Source organism: Streptomyces sp. NBC_00306 (assembly GCF_036169555.1).
GTDB classification, from domain to species: Bacteria; Actinomycetota; Actinomycetes; order Streptomycetales; family Streptomycetaceae; genus Streptomyces; species Streptomyces achmelvichensis.
On sequence record NZ_CP108032.1, the window covers coordinates 8,339,944 to 8,357,586 of the forward strand.

At 68.7% G+C, this 17,643-nt stretch carries 17 protein-coding genes; 8 read left to right on the forward strand and 9 right to left on the reverse strand.

The window, feature by feature from the left end:
- Positions 1 to 72: 72 nt before the first annotated feature.
- A complete protein-coding gene (locus tag OHA05_RS37420) occupies positions 73 to 378 on the reverse strand; it encodes a hypothetical protein (protein WP_328863173.1) in 306 nt (101 codons plus the stop codon).
- Positions 379 to 444: 66 nt separating this feature from the next.
- On the opposite strand from OHA05_RS37420, the gene OHA05_RS37425 reads away from it, so the two are divergent.
- The 6 genes from OHA05_RS37425 (at position 445) to OHA05_RS37445 (ending at position 5,763) form a co-directional block, all read left to right on the forward strand.
- Positions 445 to 765, forward strand: coding sequence for a hypothetical protein (locus OHA05_RS37425; RefSeq protein ID WP_328863174.1), 321 nt, complete (start codon positions 445 to 447; stop codon positions 763 to 765).
- A gap of 130 nt (positions 766 to 895) precedes the next feature.
- Positions 896 to 1,486: a redoxin family protein gene (locus tag OHA05_RS37430; protein ID WP_328863175.1), complete on the forward strand. Its 591-nt coding sequence runs from the start codon at positions 896 to 898 to the stop codon at positions 1,484 to 1,486.
- A gap of 6 nt (positions 1,487 to 1,492) precedes the next feature.
- Entirely contained in the window at positions 1,493 to 2,386 is an 894-nt protein-coding gene (locus tag OHA05_RS37435; RefSeq protein WP_328863176.1) for a cytochrome c biogenesis CcdA family protein, read from the forward strand.
- Positions 2,387 to 4,513: 2,127 nt separating this feature from the next.
- Positions 4,514 to 4,987, forward strand: a complete 474-nt coding sequence (locus tag OHA05_RS38355; protein WP_443043821.1) for a DUF6207 family protein — start codon at positions 4,514 to 4,516, stop codon at positions 4,985 to 4,987.
- Between the two features lie 152 nt (positions 4,988 to 5,139).
- Positions 5,140 to 5,373, forward strand: a complete 234-nt coding sequence (locus OHA05_RS37440; RefSeq protein ID WP_328863177.1) for a hypothetical protein — start codon at positions 5,140 to 5,142, stop codon at positions 5,371 to 5,373.
- A gap of 15 nt (positions 5,374 to 5,388) precedes the next feature.
- The gene (locus tag OHA05_RS37445) at positions 5,389 to 5,763 is read left to right on the forward strand and encodes a fic family toxin-antitoxin system, toxin component (protein ID WP_328863178.1); all 375 of its coding nucleotides are present in this window, start codon (positions 5,389 to 5,391) and stop codon (positions 5,761 to 5,763) included.
- A 246-nt stretch (positions 5,764 to 6,009) separates the two neighbouring features.
- On the opposite strand, the gene OHA05_RS37450 is transcribed toward OHA05_RS37445, so the two are convergent.
- The 5 genes from OHA05_RS37450 to OHA05_RS37470 all read right to left on the reverse strand — a co-directional run bounded on the left by OHA05_RS37450 (position 6,010) and on the right by OHA05_RS37470 (position 9,968).
- Positions 6,010 to 6,366: a hypothetical protein gene (locus tag OHA05_RS37450; RefSeq protein ID WP_328863179.1), complete on the reverse strand. Its 357-nt coding sequence runs from the start codon at positions 6,364 to 6,366 to the stop codon at positions 6,010 to 6,012.
- 92 nt (positions 6,367 to 6,458) lie between these two features.
- The gene (locus tag OHA05_RS37455) at positions 6,459 to 6,683 is read right to left on the reverse strand and encodes a hypothetical protein (RefSeq protein WP_328863542.1); all 225 of its coding nucleotides are present in this window, start codon (positions 6,681 to 6,683) and stop codon (positions 6,459 to 6,461) included.
- A gap of 20 nt (positions 6,684 to 6,703) precedes the next feature.
- The gene (gene ku / locus OHA05_RS37460) at positions 6,704 to 7,633 is read right to left on the reverse strand and encodes a non-homologous end joining protein Ku (RefSeq protein WP_328863180.1); all 930 of its coding nucleotides are present in this window, start codon (positions 7,631 to 7,633) and stop codon (positions 6,704 to 6,706) included.
- 316 nt (positions 7,634 to 7,949) lie between these two features.
- The gene (locus OHA05_RS37465; RefSeq protein WP_328863181.1) at positions 7,950 to 8,222 is read right to left on the reverse strand and encodes a hypothetical protein; all 273 of its coding nucleotides are present in this window, start codon (positions 8,220 to 8,222) and stop codon (positions 7,950 to 7,952) included.
- A gap of 714 nt (positions 8,223 to 8,936) precedes the next feature.
- Entirely contained in the window at positions 8,937 to 9,968 is a 1,032-nt protein-coding gene (locus OHA05_RS37470; RefSeq protein WP_328863182.1) for a DinB/UmuC family translesion DNA polymerase, read from the reverse strand.
- 265 nt (positions 9,969 to 10,233) lie between these two features.
- On the opposite strand from OHA05_RS37470, the gene OHA05_RS37475 reads away from it, so the two are divergent.
- A complete protein-coding gene (locus OHA05_RS37475) occupies positions 10,234 to 10,839 on the forward strand; it encodes a dihydrofolate reductase family protein (RefSeq protein ID WP_328863183.1) in 606 nt (201 codons plus the stop codon).
- 549 nt (positions 10,840 to 11,388) lie between these two features.
- Here OHA05_RS37475 and uppS read toward each other — a convergent pair.
- From uppS to OHA05_RS37490, 3 genes are read right to left on the reverse strand one after another with little or no spacing between them, the layout of a single operon-like run.
- Complete coding sequence (uppS, locus tag OHA05_RS37480; RefSeq protein WP_328863184.1) at positions 11,389 to 13,206, reverse strand: polyprenyl diphosphate synthase; 1,818 nt, start codon at positions 13,204 to 13,206, stop codon at positions 11,389 to 11,391.
- Between the two features lie 49 nt (positions 13,207 to 13,255).
- Entirely contained in the window at positions 13,256 to 13,849 is a 594-nt protein-coding gene (locus OHA05_RS37485) for a hypothetical protein (protein WP_328863185.1), read from the reverse strand.
- On the reverse strand, positions 13,846 to 15,960 hold the full coding sequence (locus OHA05_RS37490; protein ID WP_328863543.1) for an MMPL family transporter: 2,115 nt from the start codon (positions 15,958 to 15,960) through the stop codon (positions 13,846 to 13,848). Before OHA05_RS37490 ends, OHA05_RS37485 begins: the two co-directional genes overlap by 4 nt.
- A 965-nt stretch (positions 15,961 to 16,925) precedes the next feature.
- On the opposite strand from OHA05_RS37490, the gene OHA05_RS37495 reads away from it, so the two are divergent.
- Positions 16,926 to 17,471 (forward strand): EF-hand domain-containing protein, encoded by a 546-nt coding sequence (locus tag OHA05_RS37495; RefSeq protein WP_328863186.1) that lies wholly within the window; start codon positions 16,926 to 16,928, stop codon positions 17,469 to 17,471.
- Positions 17,472 to 17,643 lie beyond the last annotated feature (172 nt).

Consider the following 17,643-nt stretch of genomic DNA (forward strand, 5'->3'; position numbering starts at 1 on the left):
CTGCTGCGATGGCCGCCCGGGCACTGTCCCGGTGGGCGGCCATCGCCATGTCCGGGGCCGGGGTCAGTCCTCTCACCCCGGGATCGCCGTGAACGGAGCCCGCCCCGATGTCCCGGCCCGGATCACCGGTCTCCGGCCGGCCGGGGCCCTGCCCCCCGGGGGCAGCTCGCTCGCATGTTCGGCCTGGAGGGTGTCCGCCGACCGTGGCGGCTCCGACAGTCGGCGCTCCAGGTCGCGCAGGTCCTTGCCGTTGGACGAGCGGACCCTTCTCGCCATGACCGGCGCGGCCGGGCGGTAGTAGTGGCCCGCGTCGCCCCGGACCCGGATCCGGGTGAGTGAGCCGCGCGGAGGCGGGGTGAAGGTGCAGGTGACGTGCATGGGCGTGGTGATCGTCGATGGCAACCACGAAGCGCCGATGCCCCCGAAGACGTCATCGTCTGCGTGATGAGCCGCGCCGACGTGAACCGGTCGCTGCTGAACGGCGCCCGCATCGCCGCCTGGATCACTGTGATCCTGGGCGATCTGGAACAGCGCCTGTCCGACCGCGTGTTCAAGACGGTCGCCCAGCGCATCGCCACCAACCCGGGCCCTCTCACCACTGCCCAGCCTCCGGCCGGAGCGCTGCGGCCCGGTGGGCGTCACAGGCAGATCGCGCTCACCCACGAGCGGCCCGGAACTCTCGCGGGCATCTCCCGCGAGACATCCACCAAGGGTTCCGCGACCACGCCGACCGCGGCGTGCTCCGCCTCGCCCGTGGCCGCATGACCGTCCTGCAGGCCGACCGCTCAAGGACGCCGCGGTCTGACGTCACCGAACCGTAAGGACGGCATCCCGGACGTGCCGGGCAGGACGGATCTAGAGTCATGCCCGGTCCCGAAACCCACAGGAGTTCTCCATGCGCGCCCGTTCGCTCTTTCCGGCCGTCCTGGCCGCTGCTCTGCTTGCCGTCACCGGGTGCGGAACCGAAGGCGGCTCCGACTCCGGCACCGATGCCGGGGCAGCCCCCTCGACGGCGTCACCGCCGACGCGGTCGTCCGCCTCGTCGGACGGCGGCGAGACGGGCGCTGCTGGTGCCGAAATGCCCGAGGTGCTGAAGTTCACGGCCACCACCGTGGACGGCAAGCCCTTCGACGGAAAGGCACTCGGGGGCAAGCCGACCGTGCTGTGGTTCTGGGCGCCCTGGTGCCCCAAGTGCCGCGCCCAGGCTGCCGAGACCGCCGAGGTCGCTGCCGACTACGCGGGCAAGGCGAACGTCGTCGGCGTCGCCGGCCTGGACAAGAACGCCGCCATGAAGGACTTCGTCTCCGAGACGAAGACCGGCTCCTTCCCTCACCTGTCCGACGAGTCCGGTGACGTGTGGAAGCGGTTCGAGGTCACTGAGCAGAGCCGCTACGTCATTCTCGACAAGGACGGCAAGACCGTCTACGAAGGCGTGCTGCCGGGAGGCGACGGGCTCGCCGAGAAGGTCGCCGGACTGACAGGCTGAGTTCCCATGGCCGACCTGCCGCTCGCCCTCGCCCTCGCGGCGGGCATGCTCGCCGCCGTCAACCCGTGCGGCTTCGCTCTGCTCCCCGCCTATCTGTCGTTGCTCGTCCTCGGCGATCGCATCCCCACCCGCACCGTCGCCGTCGGCCGGGCTCTTGCCGCCACTGCCGCGATGACCATCGGCTTCGCCGCCCTCTTCGGCGTCTTCGGCCTGGCCGTACAGCCCGTCGCAGGGCAGGTGCAGAAGCATCTGCCCTGGTTCACCATCGTCTTCGGAATCCTCATGGCAGGAGCGGGGGCCTGGCTGCTCGCGGGGCGCCAGCTGCCTTCCCCGGCCCCGAAGCTGCGCCGGGCGCCCAACGTCACCCGTTCCGTCCCCGCGATGGTCCTGTTCGGGGTGGCGTACGCCACCGCCTCCCTGGGCTGCACCATCGCCCCGTTCCTCGCCATCGTGGTCTCCGCCTTCCGAAGCGGCTCGACCGGCGAAGGCATCGTGTTGTTCGCCGCCTACGCCGGAGGGATGGGCCTGATCGTCGGCGCCGCCTCGCTGACCGTCGCTCTCACCCGCGCCACGGCCGTCACGCGGCTGCGCCGCCTCGGCGCCGTCGCGCCCCGCCTCGGCGGCGGCCTGCTCCTGCTCGTGGGTGCGTATGTGGCCTACTACGGCTGGTACGAACTCCGCGTCCAGCGCGACCCTGCCACCCAGGACCCGGTCATCGACGCGGCAGGCGCCGTCCAGCGCACGATCGCCGCCGCTGTGGACGCCGTCGGCCCAGCGGTGATCGCCGGTGTCTTCGCGGGCCTGCTGATCGCGGCCGTAGCGCTTGTGCACCTGCGGCGGGCCCGACGCGCCCGCGCCAAGGGCACCACCGCCCGGCCCGCGCCCGGCCGCACCCGCTGACTGTTCCGCGCTCGCACGTACGTCGAAGCGGAGGACTGAGCGAGGGGACTGCTTCGACGCCCTGCTGGACGTCCAGGGAACCCGTGCCCGGAAACCCGCCCTACGCTCAAAACCAGCCCCAACCGGCGGCTGGAGTCAACGCATAGAGCCTCCACCGATCCCGGAGCGGTTCAGTCTCGCCTCATTCGTACTCTGTGCAAGATCAGTTTGAAGAGGGTCTCTACCTCGGTCGCAAACCCCCGGCTGATTCTTGTTCTCGTAAACGCAGCGGTGCCACGTGCTTGTGCACGGCCCATTCGTAAAATGTCTCGCTGGTTGTGCAGGTGTGCATGTCCGCCGGGCGTTGGTTGTGCAGGTTTGCCATGGCGTTCGGTGTTACTGGTGGGTCATAGTCCCGCGGACAGAGTGTAGTTCGCGATGGATGTCCTCGAGTCCGGTACTGGCGTGCCCTTTGGCAGTCTTGTCTGCCTGTTCGTAGGCCGGTTGGGGTTGGGGGCGGGGAGGTGTTGATGTTCGTGGTCTTTGTACGGGGTGTGGTGTGGTGAGTTCCGGAGTGGGGGTGCGGCGTGGGCTGGTGGGGTCGGTTCCGTTTACGCAGGTGTCGAATGCGTTGTTCCGGGATGGGCGGATCAGTTTCAAGGCGAAGGGTCTGTTCGGGTTGATCGCGTCGCACCGGTCGGGGTGGCGGGTTTCTGTTGCCGCGTTGGCCGGGTGTGGGCGTGAGGGTCGGGACGCGGTGCGGGCGGGCTTGGGGGAGTTGGAGTACTTCGGGTATCTGCGTCGTGAGCGGGTCCGGCAGGCGGACGGCACGCTGGGGCCCGTGGTGTATGTGATCACAGACCAGCCTGCCGGCGACGGGGGAGGATCTTCCGGCGAAGTCGGAAGTGCAGCGTTACCCCCACCATCGTCGCCTGCCTCGCCCCACGCGGGCTCTGCCTCCCTGCCCGCCGACCACAAACCCAACCCTGCACCCACAGACGCGCCTCAGGTCGGATCTGCGCTCTCGCTTCGGTCTTCGGCTGTGACCGCGTCGCCCGGGTTGCCGTCTGGGACGGTCGCGCTGCTCGTGTCGGCTGGGCAACCGGGGGAGTTGGCGGATCGGCCTGTGCTGGATGCTCCTGCGCTGGATCAGCCAACGTCGGATTTTCCGACGTTGGCTGATCCAGCGTTGGCCGGCACGGGGGGTAAGAACATCAGTAACCAGAAGACGAAAACAGGGAAGAGAAGAGGGACCCCCCTTCCCCCCGGCCCCGCCCGATCAGAATGGGCGACCGGTCACGGCAACCCCGCGCCGACGGCCCGCCTCCACGACACCGCACCGTCCTCCGCCGAGCCGGCGCCCGCCGCACTGTCGCCTGGTGCGGTGTCGCCCGGGGTGCAGTTGCTGGAGCGGATCGGTGCCGCCAACCCACCGCAATGCCTGACCGGGACGGATCTTCATGCCGTGGCGGCAGCGGTGGATCGTCTGCTGCAGCAGGGCTGCAGCGTGCAGCGGGTGGAACATGCCATCGCCGCGCGGCCGTTACCCCGAACAGTGCGCACCAGCGTGGCAGCCGTCATCGGCGCACGGATCCGCGCCCTGGGCACACCGCCCGGCGCCACCACTGCCCACCCGGGCGCCTCCCGCCTCGGCGCGCGGTGCCCTGACGCGGCCCGCGACAGCCCGCCTGAATCGTCCGTCCCCCAGCACCCCCTCCACCGTCCCGCCCCGCCGCCCGCCGTGAATACGCTGTCTGCGCCGGTGTCTCACGTGATGGTGGAGTGCGGTGGCTGTGGTCGTCCGGGCACGGTGACCGGCACCAAGCTGTGCCCACTGTGCCTGGACTGGCCGGCCTGCCGCTCCTGTACCGGACCAACGCCGCGGCGAGCCGACCCGAGCGGCCGTGGCCAGTGCAGCGCTTGCACTCAGTCCAGTTCCCACCCGGCAGTCCAATCCGGCTTCGGTCCATGACCGGCACAGCGCTGCGCGAGCGAGATCCCGGCCCGTCCCGGGGACATCGACATCGTCGACTGACCACGTCGGCGGGTCAGAGCCGTGGCAGCCGGCGCAGCATGGAGGGGGCGGCACCGTGTGCATCCCCGCCGATGCCGTCGATACCACTCTGCTCATGGGCTTGTTGACAGGCCATGGACGACATCGACGCTGTGCACGTCAATGAGCCCGGCCTTCTCGTGGTCGATATCAGTCCAGGAGACGAAGCCACCGCCAACCGGCCCTTCAGCAGCTCAATGCCCTGTGGGCTACCGATGGATCAGGAAGGACGCACCGCCTGCCCGGCCGGCCGGGTATTCAGTGCCGGGTGTACGCGTGACTCGAGGACGAGGCGGGTAGCCCGTGATGGCTGCCCGGCGGTGGCATCGGCTTCACGGATGGGACACCGCCGGGCATTCCTTCCACTGTGCCACCCGCTACTGACAGAACCGCGGGCATGGTCTTCGGCGGCCCGGCCGCGTACCGGGCCGGGTGGTGGGTCGCGATCGGTCGGTTCTGCCAGGCTGTGGGGCTGTGCGGAGGAGATTCATGGCGTGAGCAGCTCACGTGGCAGTGAGTGGAGGAGCGTCTTTGTTGACGGGCCGACGGGCCCTTCGGTAGGGCTCTGAGCGCGCCGGAAGCACGTCGTTGAGCGAGACCGGCAGGGCCCTGTTCAGGTACCTGCCGCGGCGAGGGCAGCCGTTGCGGTGGCCGCGTGGGTGATCATTGCGCACAAGCCGAATCCTTCCCGTGAGAGTCCGGGTCCGGCTAACGTGGTGGCATGGCCAGGGAAATTCGCATTGAGCTCGATGACGCACAGTACGAGCAGCTTGCACGCGAGGCAGACGAGCTGCACGAGGATCCGACGGCCTACGCCGGACGTGTCCTGGCCCGCGAGCTTGACAAGGCACGCTTTCTCGAGGGCAGTGCCCTCTTCCTCAGCGCTCCCGGGATGCGCGAGGAGTTCGCCCGGCGGTTCGGCCCGCAGGCCGAGTCCACCGCTTCCGCGGCGTAGGGCGGGATACCCGTAGTGGATCTCACGGTGGATCTTCCGTGGCTTCTGGAGATCGCCCGCGCCCAGCTCGGTGATCCTGATGTGACGGACTGGGGTGCTTTGGAGGCGGCCCGCGCGCGTCATGCCTTCCACGTCATGGACGAACCCGTATATCCGCGGCCGCATCACCGGGCCGCTGCCCTGTTCCATTCGCTGGCTTTGGTCCCGGCGCTGGAGCACAGTAACCAGCTTTTCGGTGCGACTGTCGCTGCTGGCTATCTGCACGCCAGCGGCCTGCCCGTACGGTTCACCGCCAAGGAAGCGGCGGATCTCGCGGAGCAGGTGTCGGCCGGGCGCTTGGACGTGCGCGCTTTGGCCGCGGTCCTGAAGGAATGGACCGGGCGCAGCTGAGCACAGCGCAGTCCTGTGGAAGCCTTGCGGATCATTACCGTGGCCGCCTGGGGGGCTGGCGCGTACCCCGCGCCGTGGGCCGGCTCAACCGCCCGTGGGTGAGGACGGCGCTCGCGACCTGGCGGCTCCCCGACAGAGCACGAAGGCCTCCGGGGCCAACTCACCGGCGAGTCCGTACTTCGGGGGTACTGCTTAAGCCGGGGGCCCGGCATGGACACGGCCCCGTGACTGAAAGGCTCCGGCGGTTCAGGCTCTGTCAGACAGGTCGTAGGCGTCGGTGGTGCAGTCGAAGCGGCAGCTCCAGCGTTCGTAGCTCTCCCGCAGTGCCTCTGCTGCCCGCCAGCGCGGGACCGTGAGCCGGAAATGGTCATAGGCCTTGGCCTGCACATCAGAGACCAGGATGGGGATGCGCACGAGAGCACTGCCGGTACGGCGGCGCTCCGCGATCACCATGTCTGCCGCCAGGCGCAACTGCGCCTCCGCCTGCCGCGCCGCCCGGTCTCGGCCGGCTGAACGCTTGCGGGCCCGCAGAATCCGGCGACTTGCCCACACGCACACAGCGGTCCCCAGGACGAACCCGGCGACAACGACACCCACAGCCACATTTCCATTATCGCGCTACGGCAGGGTCGCCGATAGCTCGCGTTTCCAGCTTGCCCTGGGGTATCCCGCGAGACCCCGCCGCGCCCTGACGCTCAGGCGGCGTCCCACTGATGCGGCCGACCGCCGCGCCATTCCACCCAGCGTGGATCGTCCAGCACCTGCTCCGGGTCCAGGATGCCGGCGGTTTCGAGGAAGACGATCAGGTCGTGGTCGGAGTGGGCGAGGCCGAGGATCTCGTCCCGGCCGTGCCGGTGGACCGTGATCCGTCGGCCGCCACCTGCCGACGGCGGATGCACGACGATCGGCGCGCTGCTCATTCCTTCTATTCCCATGATCGTCAGGCTCGCTTCCGTGGCCGGGCCGCCGTCTTCTTCGCCGGCGCCTGCTTCTTCGCGGAGGTCTTCTTGGCAGCGGCCGCTGTCTTCTTCGCGGCACGCTTCTTCGGCATGTCATGCACGGTGGCGTGCTGAGCGCCCTCGTCGGCCTCGCCGCGGGATTCCTTCGCGGCCTGCACCGAGGCATTGAGCGCGGCCATCAGGTCGACGACCTGCCCGGCCGGCTGTGCCGTCTTCCCGGGCGGGCTCGGCTGCTTGCCCGCAGCTTTCGCGGCGATGACTTCCTCGAGGGCCTCGCGGTAGTGATCGGTGAAGCCCGAGATGTCGTCCTGCCCCATCGCCTCCATCAGCGCGATCGCGCCCTCGATCTCGGAGTCGTCCACCTCGACCGGCTTCGGCGCCAAGCTTTGCGGTGAGCGGATCTCGTCCGGCCACCGCATCGCATGCAGGACGAGCACGCTGTCCTTGACGCGCAGCAGTCCGAGCCGCTCCCGGCCGTGCCACGCGAACTTCGCCACAGCTACCTTGCTGGATCGGCCCAGGGCCTGGCGCAGCAGCTTGTAGGGCTTGGCGGACACCTTGCCGTCGGCTGACAGGTAGTAGCCGTCCGAGATGCGGATCGGATCGATGGTCTCGGAGGGAACGAAGGCGACGATCTCAATGGCCTTCGCCGTGGGCAATGGCATGTTCGCCAGATCCTCATCGGTGATCTCGATCAGCGTGTCCTTGGAGACCTCGAAGCCCTTGCCGATCTCGTCTTCGCGCAGCTGCTTGCCGTCCAGCTCGCAGATTTTCCGGTACCGGATCCGGCCCATGTCTTCGAGGTGGTACTGGTGGAAGCTGATGTTGTGGCTTTCCGTCGCTGGCAGCACCTTGATAGGGATGGTGACCAGGCCGAACGAAATCGCTCCGGACCAGACTGGGCGGGGCATGGCAAACCTCCAGTACAGCCCCGAGATGGCCAGCCTACGGCTGTAGTGGTCAGTGAGCACCTGGCTCCGCAAGAGCTCTACTGACGCGCTGCTGGGCCGGGCTACGTCTAGAACCGTCCGGACCGTCCCTGAAGGAGAGCGTCGGCTATTCCGCCCTCAGAAGGCCGACGGCGGCTCAACGAGCGAGCTGGGATCCGACGGGCACACTGGTCCGTGGTACCCGCCTTCGTGCGTCCAATTCATGGGCGTGAGGGCGCAGGCATATGTGAGGTTGACGTGGTCGGCCTGCGCCTCGCTTCTTCCTGTACGCGCAGGACTATGGAGTGGGGCCCTCGGGTGTGACGGCTCGGGGGCCTCGCCGCAGGGGGCCGGGCAGCAGTTCGGGGCGAGCGTGTTGTCCCCGGCTGGCTTCGGCCCGTCCAGGGTGTGCCCAGCGCAGGCGGTCCTGCGGCCAGTAGTAGAAGCGGGACCGGATCATGAGGGAGCGGTCCAGGTCGACGTGGACGTGATAGACCGTGCGGCCGTCCCGGTATTCGTGCCGGGCTTGTACCCAGGCGTAGCGCCACCGGCCGTTCGCCCGTACGAACATGCCTGGAGCGTGCCCGAGCGGCCACGTCCACACCGTGGGCGGAGGTCCGTGTTCCGGTCGCCACGGTGGTGCTTGCTCCGGCTCGTCGAAGTCCCTCACGTCGGTGTGGCCCTTCCATTCCTGAGGTCCTCTGTGGTCGCGGCGGGATCCCACCCGTAGCGGCGCGCGTAGGCCATCGCCCAGCCGTGCTCGCTGGAACGAACGACCAGCCTTACGGACGCGCGACCGTCGGCATGGCGGTAGCGGTGGGAGGCGTGGCCCCGGTGCCATGCGCCTCCGACCCGGACGTGAACAGCATGAGGGGGGAGGTCCGGCCGGTAGCTCTGGAGCACCTCTTCGCTGTAGCCCGGGTTCGACCGCAATGGCCGGCGTAGCCGAACGGCATCGCCTGGCCGCGGCTGGGACTCGAGCGGGCTGTCCCCGAGCGGACGGAGCTCCATTGCCCCGGGATCGCCCCAGACCCAGGTCTCGCGAAAGGCGACGCCCCGGCCTGTTGGCGAGAGGGTCCAGGAAGCGGATCCGGAAGGCGATCCGGCCGCCCGTGAAGTCGCGGCGCTCGTACGCGCGTCCAGTGCGGTACCGGCCGTCGAGCCGCAGGCCGATCGTGGCGGCCGGCTCCCAGACCGAGACCGAGACCGTCACCGGCTCGGTCAGATCCTCGGCCCCGAGCTCGACCGCATCCTGAGCGAACACAACACGCCGTCCTCGACGCCGTCAGCCGGCACGGCGGAAGGCGGCGGCCGGTCCAACGGTGCCCTGCCCGAACCGTCGGTTGAGCGCGTCGATGACCGGCTCAGTGCGCAGACGCCGATCCCTCAGATCATCCAGACTGAGCTGCTCAACTACCTGACCTGCGTCAACAAGCTGCTCCCCGCGCAGCGCCACGCTGCGGACCCGCGCACGCTGCAGGCCCAAGCCGTCATACATCTCGTAGGCAAGGTCGCGGAGGTCTTCCGTATGGGCGGAGGGACCGAGGGGGACCTGACGGGTACGGGTCAGCTGAGTGCGGTCCGAAAACGTGAGCGACACGGTCAGGGCTTTGGCGGCCTGATCACGGCCGCGGAGACGCTCGCCCAGCTCAACCGCGCAGGACAGCAGTGCCGCACGCAGCACCTCCGGGTCCAGGGTGTCCATCGGGAAACGGCGCAGCACAGATGAGCTGTGCGGCAGGCCGGTCGGCACGATGGCACGGCGGTCGATGCCATGGGCCCGCTCCCACAACAGGCGCCCTGGCTGCCCTCCCAGTACCCGCTGCACCGTGCCCAGGGGCAGGGATGCCAACAGCCCGATGGTGTGGACACCGAACGCGGTGAGCGTCCCAGCCTGCTGCTTGCCGACGCCGTACAGCTCCCCGACCGGCCGCGGATGCAGGAACGCCTCGACGTCACTCCGGCCGGAACCGACAGCATGGATGCCGCAGCCGCTGGTCTCACGCGATGCCATCGCGGCGATCGCCCAGTTCGGCCCCACCCCGATACCCACATCGAGTCCGAACTGCGCCGCCACCTGCGCACGGATCACCCGGGCAAGCCCGGCCGGGTCTCGATTCCAGTAGCGCAGGCTCCCGGATACGTCAGCCACCAAAGCAGAGGGCGGCAGCGACTGCACCACGGGTGTCACGTCCCCGACCAGCTCCAAAACTGCTCGGAAGCAATCCTCATCGGCGACGGCCGGTCGCTCGCTGGGCAGACGCAGGTGCAGCACCGGCGAGCCGGGGCCCAGGTTCTGATCGTGTGCTGGGGTCATGAAGGGCACCTCCCACCACCTACGGTATAGAACACCTATTCGAACATGCATCTGGCCGGGCGCTCGATGTGAGCCGCGCGAAATGTTGTGGTCGTTGCACTTGGCCCGGCTGAGCGTGACGGTTGGCCTGGGCCGTCCGCGGGTGGCGCCCCGCCGATCTGTTCGGCTGCAGCGTCATGGGTTTCTCGTTACTCCACAGCGCGGCCGATGAGTTTGTGGCTCCCGGCCAGTCCAAGCTCGTGACATCCCAGGAAAGGACACCGCCATGTCGGAGCTTCTCGTCGACTTCATCACCTCTCTCGACGGCCACGCATCGGGAGAGGGATGGCCCGGGTTCTGGGGCCTCGAGGGCCCGGAGTACCTCGCATGGCTCGGCGAGCAGCCCGAGGCCACCTACCTGATGGGAGCGAACACCTACCGCCTTATGTCGGGCTTCGCTGCAGGCCAGGTCCCCAATGGCCAAGGCGAGTTCAGGCCCGAAGAAGAGGCGTCCGTCGACGAGCTCACGCAAGCGTCCAAGGTGGTGTTCTCCTCCTCACTCGAGGAGCCACTGACGTGGGCCAACTCCACGCTCGTCCGTGACGACGCTGTCGAGGCGGTCCGTGCCATGAAATCGAGTGGCTCGGCGCTCCTCAGCACGATCGGCAGCCTCAGCCTGTGCCGGTCCCTGCTGCGAGCCGGACTCGTCGACCGCTTCCGGGTCGTGATGTTCCCGGTGATCACCGGGGCCACGGGCGAAGAACGCATCTACGACGGCTATCCGGACGTTGCCCTCGAGATGATCGAGCACCGCACCTTCGACGGCCGCATCCAGCTGGTCGAGTACGAGCCCCGCGTGCTTGAGCACCCGCCGCTCGGCGTACCTGCGTGACGTCCCCTGAAAAGCCTCAGTAACCGCCCACCAGCACGAAGACGGCCCGGGGCGTGGTCTGAGCAACCCGCGGGTACCGGACGGCGGCCCGCCGACGGTGCACCGACGGTCTCCGCCGCCTCAGCACCGAACTGACCGCCCATTCCCAACCGCCGGCCTGCGCCAGGGCCATCAGCCACGCCATCGGCGGAACGCAGGCCTCTACCAGGTCAGCGACCGCTGGCACACCCCGCCTCACCCACCTGATCCCGAGGGCGCGACCCGCACCAGCTGGCAAGCCAGCCGGGCGCTGATTACTGAACCGCCGATGCCGACGGCAGAAGGGCACCCCTCGCGAGCAGCATCATTGTCGCAGCGGCGACTTCCAGCAGCCACCTGTTGGCACGGATCAAAGCGGCTGCGGACGGGCCGCGAAGGCGATTCTCAGTTGGTCACGACCCAGTACGCTAACCGGCTTGGCCGGGCAGTGTGCCTCAGCGCGGGCCGCTCGGTCCGTCGAACTGGACCGAGTTGAAGAAGTCCTGATAGATGAGGCCGGGTGAGGGAGCGCTAGGTGGTGTGTAGCTCATTCTTCCGGGGGGCGGGAATCTGTGTGTCGGTTTCTGTGCGGGCGGTCCCGTAGCGGCGCTGGCGTTGGGTGTAGGTGGTGATGGCCTGCCAGAGGTCGCGGCGGTCGATGTCGGGCCAGTGAGCGGGAGTGAAGTGGAGTTCGGCGTAGATACTCTGCCAGGGCAGGAAGTTGGACGTGCGTTGTTCGCCGCCGGTACGCCACAGCAGGTCGACGTCGGGCAGGTCGGGAAGTGGCAGATGGCTGGCGAGTGTGTGCTGGTTGATGCTCACCGGGTTGACCCGGCCGGCGACGGCTGCCTGGGCGAGGCTTTGTGCGGCTATGGCGAGTTCGCTGCGTCCGCCGTAGTTGATGCACACGGTGAGGGTGAGTTTGGTGCGGTGCCGGGTGGTCCGTTCCCGTTCCTGGAGTCCCTCGACCAGATCCTTGGGCAGGCCGTCGGGCACGCCGGACCAGCAAAAGCGGAGGTCGAGGTCGAACAGCTTCTGATCGGCGACATTGTCGCGGACCACGTCCAGGATGGCTTTGACCTCGGCCGAAGAGCGGTTCCAGTTCTCGGTGGAGAAGGTGTAGACGGTGAGGTACGGCAGACCGATCTCTAGGGCACCGTGGACTACGTCGTGCAGTGCTTCGGCCCCCGCTCGGTGTCCCTCGGCACGGGGCAGCGCGTGATCGGCTGCCCAGCGGCCGTTGCCGTCCATGATGATGGCGACGTGCCGGGGCAACTGGGTGTCATTGAGTGCGGGTGGTCGGGCTCCGGAGGAGTGGGGCGGCGGAGGCAGTACGGGGATGAGTGGGGCGGAGTGTCGGGCGAGGAGGTCGGCTGGGGCACGGTGTTGGGGTGGTGCGGGCGCGCTGAGTGCGCCGCGGGTGAAGGGGCTGAGTTTCCAGATCAGGGCAGCCTTCGCCCGGGTAGGCAGCAGGATGCGCTGCCGGGTGGCGTAGGGCAGCGTGAGCGGCTGGGCCAGGATCGCGGCACCCGCCTCTTCGACCTGGCGCAACTGGACCATGGCCAGGCGCCTGAACGCCCCCATGAATACAGCCGAGGTGAACGTCCAGTCGATGGCCGGTTCGTCTGGGTGGAGCAAGGCACGGGCCCGTTCGGTCGTGGACCGCATCAACTGGGCGGTGGCGGGCGTCCATCGACGCTCCAGGAGGTTCTGGGCCGTCAGACCGCACGCGTTCAGTGCTTCGAGGGGAAGTTTGACGTAGTCGTTGTCAAGGTCTTCGGCGAGGTCCGTGAGGTCGTCAACCAGCTGCAGGCCGAGCATCATGTCGATCATTGCCTCTGTGTGGCCAGCGGAGATGGTCAGAGGCGCTCCGAGCCGGGAGGCGACCCAATCCAACGCGGCGAGACAGGGGCCAAGGATCGGCCGTTGGTATTGCGTCCACTCCTGCCATGTCCCGGGGGCGGCCCGGGCCGCGTCACGCGTCATCCGTTCGTTGAGCGGTCGGATGCTGTCGACAGGGAAGTCCAGTGCGTGCGTCAGGTGCACCATGGCCTTGCGCACGGGGTCGGTGCTGTCGCCGCGTTCCACGTCTTCTTCGAGTGCGGTGATCCAGGCAGAGGCGCGTCGGATGCGTTCCTCGGCCGACCCGGCTCCGTAATCGGTGAGGTCGTCGATCCGCATGAAGGTCGCCCCGAGTGCCGACATGCCGAGCGTGACCTCGGCGGGCAGCACTCTCATGCAGTCCGCCAGGTGCGGGTAGCGCTGCCGAGCCAGGCGCCGGCACACCCGGAACGCGTCGCGTAGGCGGGGGTCGTGGATGCCTGCCTTGGCGTAGACGGAGGTGATCACGTGAGCTCCCGGGAGGGACGGGGCGCGGGACTGTGGTGGGCGGCCGCAGTCACCGCTGGAACTTCAGCGTTCCCGCGGCGGACAGGGTGCGCAGCCCTGTGACGGCGCAGCGGCTGACATCGCTGGTCGGTGTGGCGCTTCCCGTGATGCGACCTCGGTTCAGCGGACCTGAGGTCACGGTCCCGCCGAGCAGGGCGTTGCCGGGGTTGTAGCCGGTGGCGGAACCTGTGGGGCGGACGGTGGAGGTTCCGGCCCGGTGCCCCTTGGCGTCGTACCAGGTGATGCTCCCTGAACCGGAGACGCCCAAGGCCCCGCTGCAGCTGGCCTGCGCGGTGCCCTGAACCTTGAAGGTGCCGCTGCGCAACTGCTGGTTGGCGCCGGAGCATTTGGTCAGGTGGACGGTCGCCGTGATGCGGGTCTTGCGCTGCTGCAGGGTGAGCGCCGGGCTGAAGCTGATCGGGTGGCCCGTGCGGGTCGCGGCCTTGCAGGACAGGGCGAGGCGGGAGCTGTTCGCCGCGACGGTGGTCGTGTGCGGTGTGGCGGAAGCGGTGGCCGGTGCGGTCAGCGCGGCAGCGGCGAGCAGGACGGCGACCGTGGCCGTCCAGGTCCGTGATGTGCGCGGTGCCGACAGGATGCTGTTCATGAACGTGTCTCCTCACGGTAGGACAGGACAGTCGGGGCAGGGTCCTTCTCCGTCCCGCCGGGCCGCGGGCCTCGCGGGGCGCAGAAGGAGGCCAGGGTGGGCATGGGTGGCAGCAGGCGAGCCAGCGGCGGGGGCAGCCACCAGTTGCGGTGGCCGAGCAGACGCATGAGAGCAGGTACGACGAGAAGGCGGATGACGGTGGCGTCGAGCAGGACGGCGACAGCCACGAGGAACCCGACCTGCCGGAGCTCTTGGCGGCCGGTGACGAGGAGACCGGCGAAGACGACGGACATGGTGGCGGCGGCGAGGGTGATGGGTTGAGCCGTGCTGGACAGGCCGCGCACCACGGCCTCCTGGCAGGCGGCGCCGGCACGGTAGTGCTCGGTGATCCGGTGCACCAAGAAGACTCCATAGTCCAGCGACAGGCCGAAGACGAGTGTCAGGGCCATCAGAGGGACGAGAACGTTGACCGTGTCCCCGGTGAACCAGCTCAGCAGCCCGCAGGATGCCCCGGTCGCCAGCAGGTTCATCGCGATCGCCTTCACCGGCAGCGCAAGACTGCGGAAGACGACGAGCATGAGGAGGAAGGCGCCCGCCAGGACGAGGATCGCCACCTTGGCGAGGGCGGAGCGCATCTCACGCTGCAGGTCGGCCAGGGCAGCCGATCCCCCCGCGGCGAGAATCTTCTGCCCTTGGGGAAGGGTAGTCAGCCCGAGCCGGCGTTCGTCGTCCAGCAGCTTTCCGGCTGCAGGGCTGTCCACCGGGATCCGGTCCGCGACGGCGACGACAGTGAGGTCACGGCCGTTGTCCAGCGCCACGGCGGTGGTGATGCGTGGATCTTCGGTCAAGGCTGCGATGAGGTCCGTCGTGTCGACTGGGCCCTGGCCGGCGGCATGAGGGAGGGCCAGCAGAGTGACGTTCGCCAGGCCGTCGCGCTCCGTCTGTGCCAGGCCCACGCCCGCTTCGCTGCCGGTGAGCGAGGCACGGTCCACATCCACGCCCAGGCGCATGCCGGCCATGGGCAGCGCGGCGAGCACGAGTAGAGCTGCGGCACTAGCCAGGTACGGCCACGGGTGGCGCATCAGGTGGCGTGCCCACCGCTCCCAGATGGCCCGTACGTTGCCCGGCCGCCGGACGTACCCGGCCGAGAGCAGCCGATCAAGCCGGGGCAGGAGCAACGGCAGCAGCGTGGTCGCCACTCCCGCGGCGACCACGGTGGCCAAGCCTGCTGCCACGGCGACCATACGCAGCAGGTCCACCGGGACGGTCAGCAGGGCAGCACTGGTAACGACCACCGCTCCGGCACACCACAGCACCGCCCGCCCGGCTGTCGCCGCCGCCCGTTCGGTGGCCGCCTGCGGGCCGAGGCCCTCTGCTCTCGCTTGGCGGTAACGGACCACCATCAGCAGCGCGTAGTCCAGGCCGAGCCCGAAGCCCACGGTCACGGCCACTACCAGCGCCAGCATGTCCACGGGCACCATCAGCCCGAGCCCGGCCACCATTGCCGCACTGACCAGAACGCCGAGGCCGGCAGTGAACAGCACCAGCAGGGCAGCCCCTACCGAGCCGAGACCGAAGGCCAGCACCCCCAGGGCGACGGGCACCGTGACGGCCTCAACCGTCTGCAAGTCCCCGACGTCCGAGGCGACGAACTCTTCTGCCAGTGGCGTCTGACCGGTCACCGCCACGGTGACACGGCCCTTGGAAGCCGTGGCCACGGCGTGGTGCACGGCCTCGCGCAGAACCGGAAGACGGCCGAGCCGTGCGGCCGCGTCGCCCTTCAAGGCCACCAGAAGGTAGGCGTGGTGCGGATCCTGGCCGCGCACCTGAGGCAGCGCGAGCACCTGGCCTGCCCCCCGCACACGGGCAGCGGCCTGCGCCGCCGCCACCATGGCCTGGTCATAGGCCGCATCACCGCCGCGCAACCCGCGTGAGGAGAACGCAAGAACAACCTGCTCGTCCCCCAGCTGCGGGATCCGGTCCGCGATGAGACGCGCAGCCCGCTGGGAGGCACCGTCCTTCGGGACCGGCAACCCTGTGCTGCGCAGGTCACCGCAGCCGACGGCGACGACGAACACCGCGGCTATCGCCACCACGCCCCACACGACCATGCTCACAACGCCGAAACTGCCGGACCGCGATGAGCGGTTCGACCACTTCGCAGCGGCAGCAGCATGATCCTCTTGTCCGGCCACCTCCCTTCAACGATCACTCGACAGCGGCGGTTACGCAGGCAGAACAAACGAGTGCGACCCGCGATCCGTTGGACCGCTTGCGTAGGACACCGCTCAAGCAGTCCCTGCCGGCCATCCCCGTGCGGATCGGCGGGCGCGCCCTATGTGCGACGGTGAGTGCGAGGGCCCGCCACAGTGACTTGGTACCGGGTGCGGTGCGGCCATAGCGCGTGCCCAGGCCCTCGACCTGCCGTGCCGTGCCGTGCCGAAGGACAGAACCGGTGCCTTTTCAGGGAAGGCCCTCGAGGCGCTCGCGCGCATTACGGGAGGAAGAGATTTCGCCGGATCACCGCGCTGGCCGAGCGGCGCAGAGCCCTCCAACACCGCTTGGCCGGCACCCCGGCGGCCGGCGCGCGGCAGCAACCTGACTACGAATTGCGATGCTGCCTTCCTTGCGGCGCAACCGTGCGGGACGCGGCTCGTGGGCCAGTTGGGTGGGACACCGTCGAGGCGGTCTGGCAGGCGGTGCCGAACGCTGGCGGCCATGACCAGCACGGTCAGCAGCAGGCAGGTGGCGTCGATGACGATGCTGCGCTTCCGAGCTAAAGATCCGAGCACGGATCAGGCCACCATATCGATCAGTCATTCGGCCATTCATCCAGGCAAGCGACTTCACGCGAATGGTGCATGCGTCGCCGCACACATGGACATGCACGTGACGAACCGGAGCCCCGGCTCCGGCCGCAAAGGGGCAAGGGACCGTACCGGCAATCGCTCATCACCTTCAGCAACGGCGCCTGGAGAAAACCTCTGGGGTTGCGCCAGACGGCGACAACTGGACCCTGCAGCGCAATAGCTGCGGTCACGGGGCCAGACCTTGATCGAGGAGTGAGTCAGAAGACATGATCGACGACCTTCAGCAGCGCAACATCAACGCGGCGTTCAACACACTCGACGTAACGGGCGACGACCACATCGACCAGGAAGATTTCCGGATGCGGGCCGACCGGTTGCGGATGCTGCGCCCGGACATGGACGACAAGCTCGCCAGCGAACTTCGTAAGACCTTCGACGCCTGGTGGGAGGTCATCCGTCGCGCCGCCGACGACAACGGGGACGGTCGCGTGACCCGCGAGGAGTTCACCGCGGCGATCGACGCCGGGCTGGAGGAGGATCCCGTCTACATCGACCAGATGGTGCGAGTTGCCCAGGTGGTCGCCGAGGCGGCTGACCGGGACGGAGACGGAATGCTCGACCGAAGCGAGCTCGACCTGATCTACAAGGCCTTCGACGTCGACGTGGACTTCAGTGAGGAGACCTTCCGCCGCCTCGACCGTGACGGCCACGGGCTGTTCAGCACCGCCGAATGGGCTCAGACGGTACGGGACATGTTCAGCTCCACCGATCGCGCCACGGCCGCAGCGGTCGCATTCGGCCCCGTGCCCTAAGACAGCACCGGCAAGGTCAGCCCCGTCAGCCTCGATCAGCCGTTCCCGTAACTGTCAGGCCTGCGGGCCGGCTGACCGAGGCCCCCGGCTATGCACCCATGTGGAGCCCTGCCTCCCGCGCGGTGCCCTGCTGCCGCTTCACGCCCTATCGCCGCGCCGTGCACCGGCGTTG

Excerpts from the sequence above, each read along its gene's own strand:
- OHA05_RS37420 (WP_328863173.1), bottom strand. The coding sequence starts at position 378 with ATGCACGTCACCTGCACCTTCACCCCGCCTCCGCGCGGCTCACTCACC.
- OHA05_RS37425 (WP_328863174.1), top strand. The coding sequence starts at position 445 with ATGAGCCGCGCCGACGTGAACCGGTCGCTGCTGAACGGCGCCCGCATC.
- OHA05_RS37430 (WP_328863175.1), top strand. The coding sequence starts at position 896 with ATGCGCGCCCGTTCGCTCTTTCCGGCCGTCCTGGCCGCTGCTCTGCTT.
- OHA05_RS37435 (WP_328863176.1), top strand. The coding sequence starts at position 1,493 with ATGGCCGACCTGCCGCTCGCCCTCGCCCTCGCGGCGGGCATGCTCGCC.
- OHA05_RS38355 (WP_443043821.1), top strand. The coding sequence starts at position 4,514 with ATGGACGACATCGACGCTGTGCACGTCAATGAGCCCGGCCTTCTCGTG.
- OHA05_RS37440 (WP_328863177.1), top strand. The coding sequence starts at position 5,140 with ATGGCCAGGGAAATTCGCATTGAGCTCGATGACGCACAGTACGAGCAG.
- OHA05_RS37455 (WP_328863542.1), bottom strand. The coding sequence starts at position 6,683 with ATGAGCAGCGCGCCGATCGTCGTGCATCCGCCGTCGGCAGGTGGCGGC.
- ku (WP_328863180.1), bottom strand. The coding sequence starts at position 7,633 with ATGCCCCGCCCAGTCTGGTCCGGAGCGATTTCGTTCGGCCTGGTCACC.
- OHA05_RS37465 (WP_328863181.1), bottom strand. The coding sequence starts at position 8,222 with ATGTTCGTACGGGCGAACGGCCGGTGGCGCTACGCCTGGGTACAAGCC.
- OHA05_RS37470 (WP_328863182.1), bottom strand. The coding sequence starts at position 9,968 with ATGACCCCAGCACACGATCAGAACCTGGGCCCCGGCTCGCCGGTGCTG.
- OHA05_RS37475 (WP_328863183.1), top strand. The coding sequence starts at position 10,234 with ATGTCGGAGCTTCTCGTCGACTTCATCACCTCTCTCGACGGCCACGCA.
- OHA05_RS37485 (WP_328863185.1), bottom strand. The coding sequence starts at position 13,849 with ATGAACAGCATCCTGTCGGCACCGCGCACATCACGGACCTGGACGGCC.
- OHA05_RS37490 (WP_328863543.1), bottom strand. The coding sequence starts at position 15,960 with ATGGTCGTGTGGGGCGTGGTGGCGATAGCCGCGGTGTTCGTCGTCGCC.
- OHA05_RS37495 (WP_328863186.1), top strand. The coding sequence starts at position 16,926 with ATGATCGACGACCTTCAGCAGCGCAACATCAACGCGGCGTTCAACACA.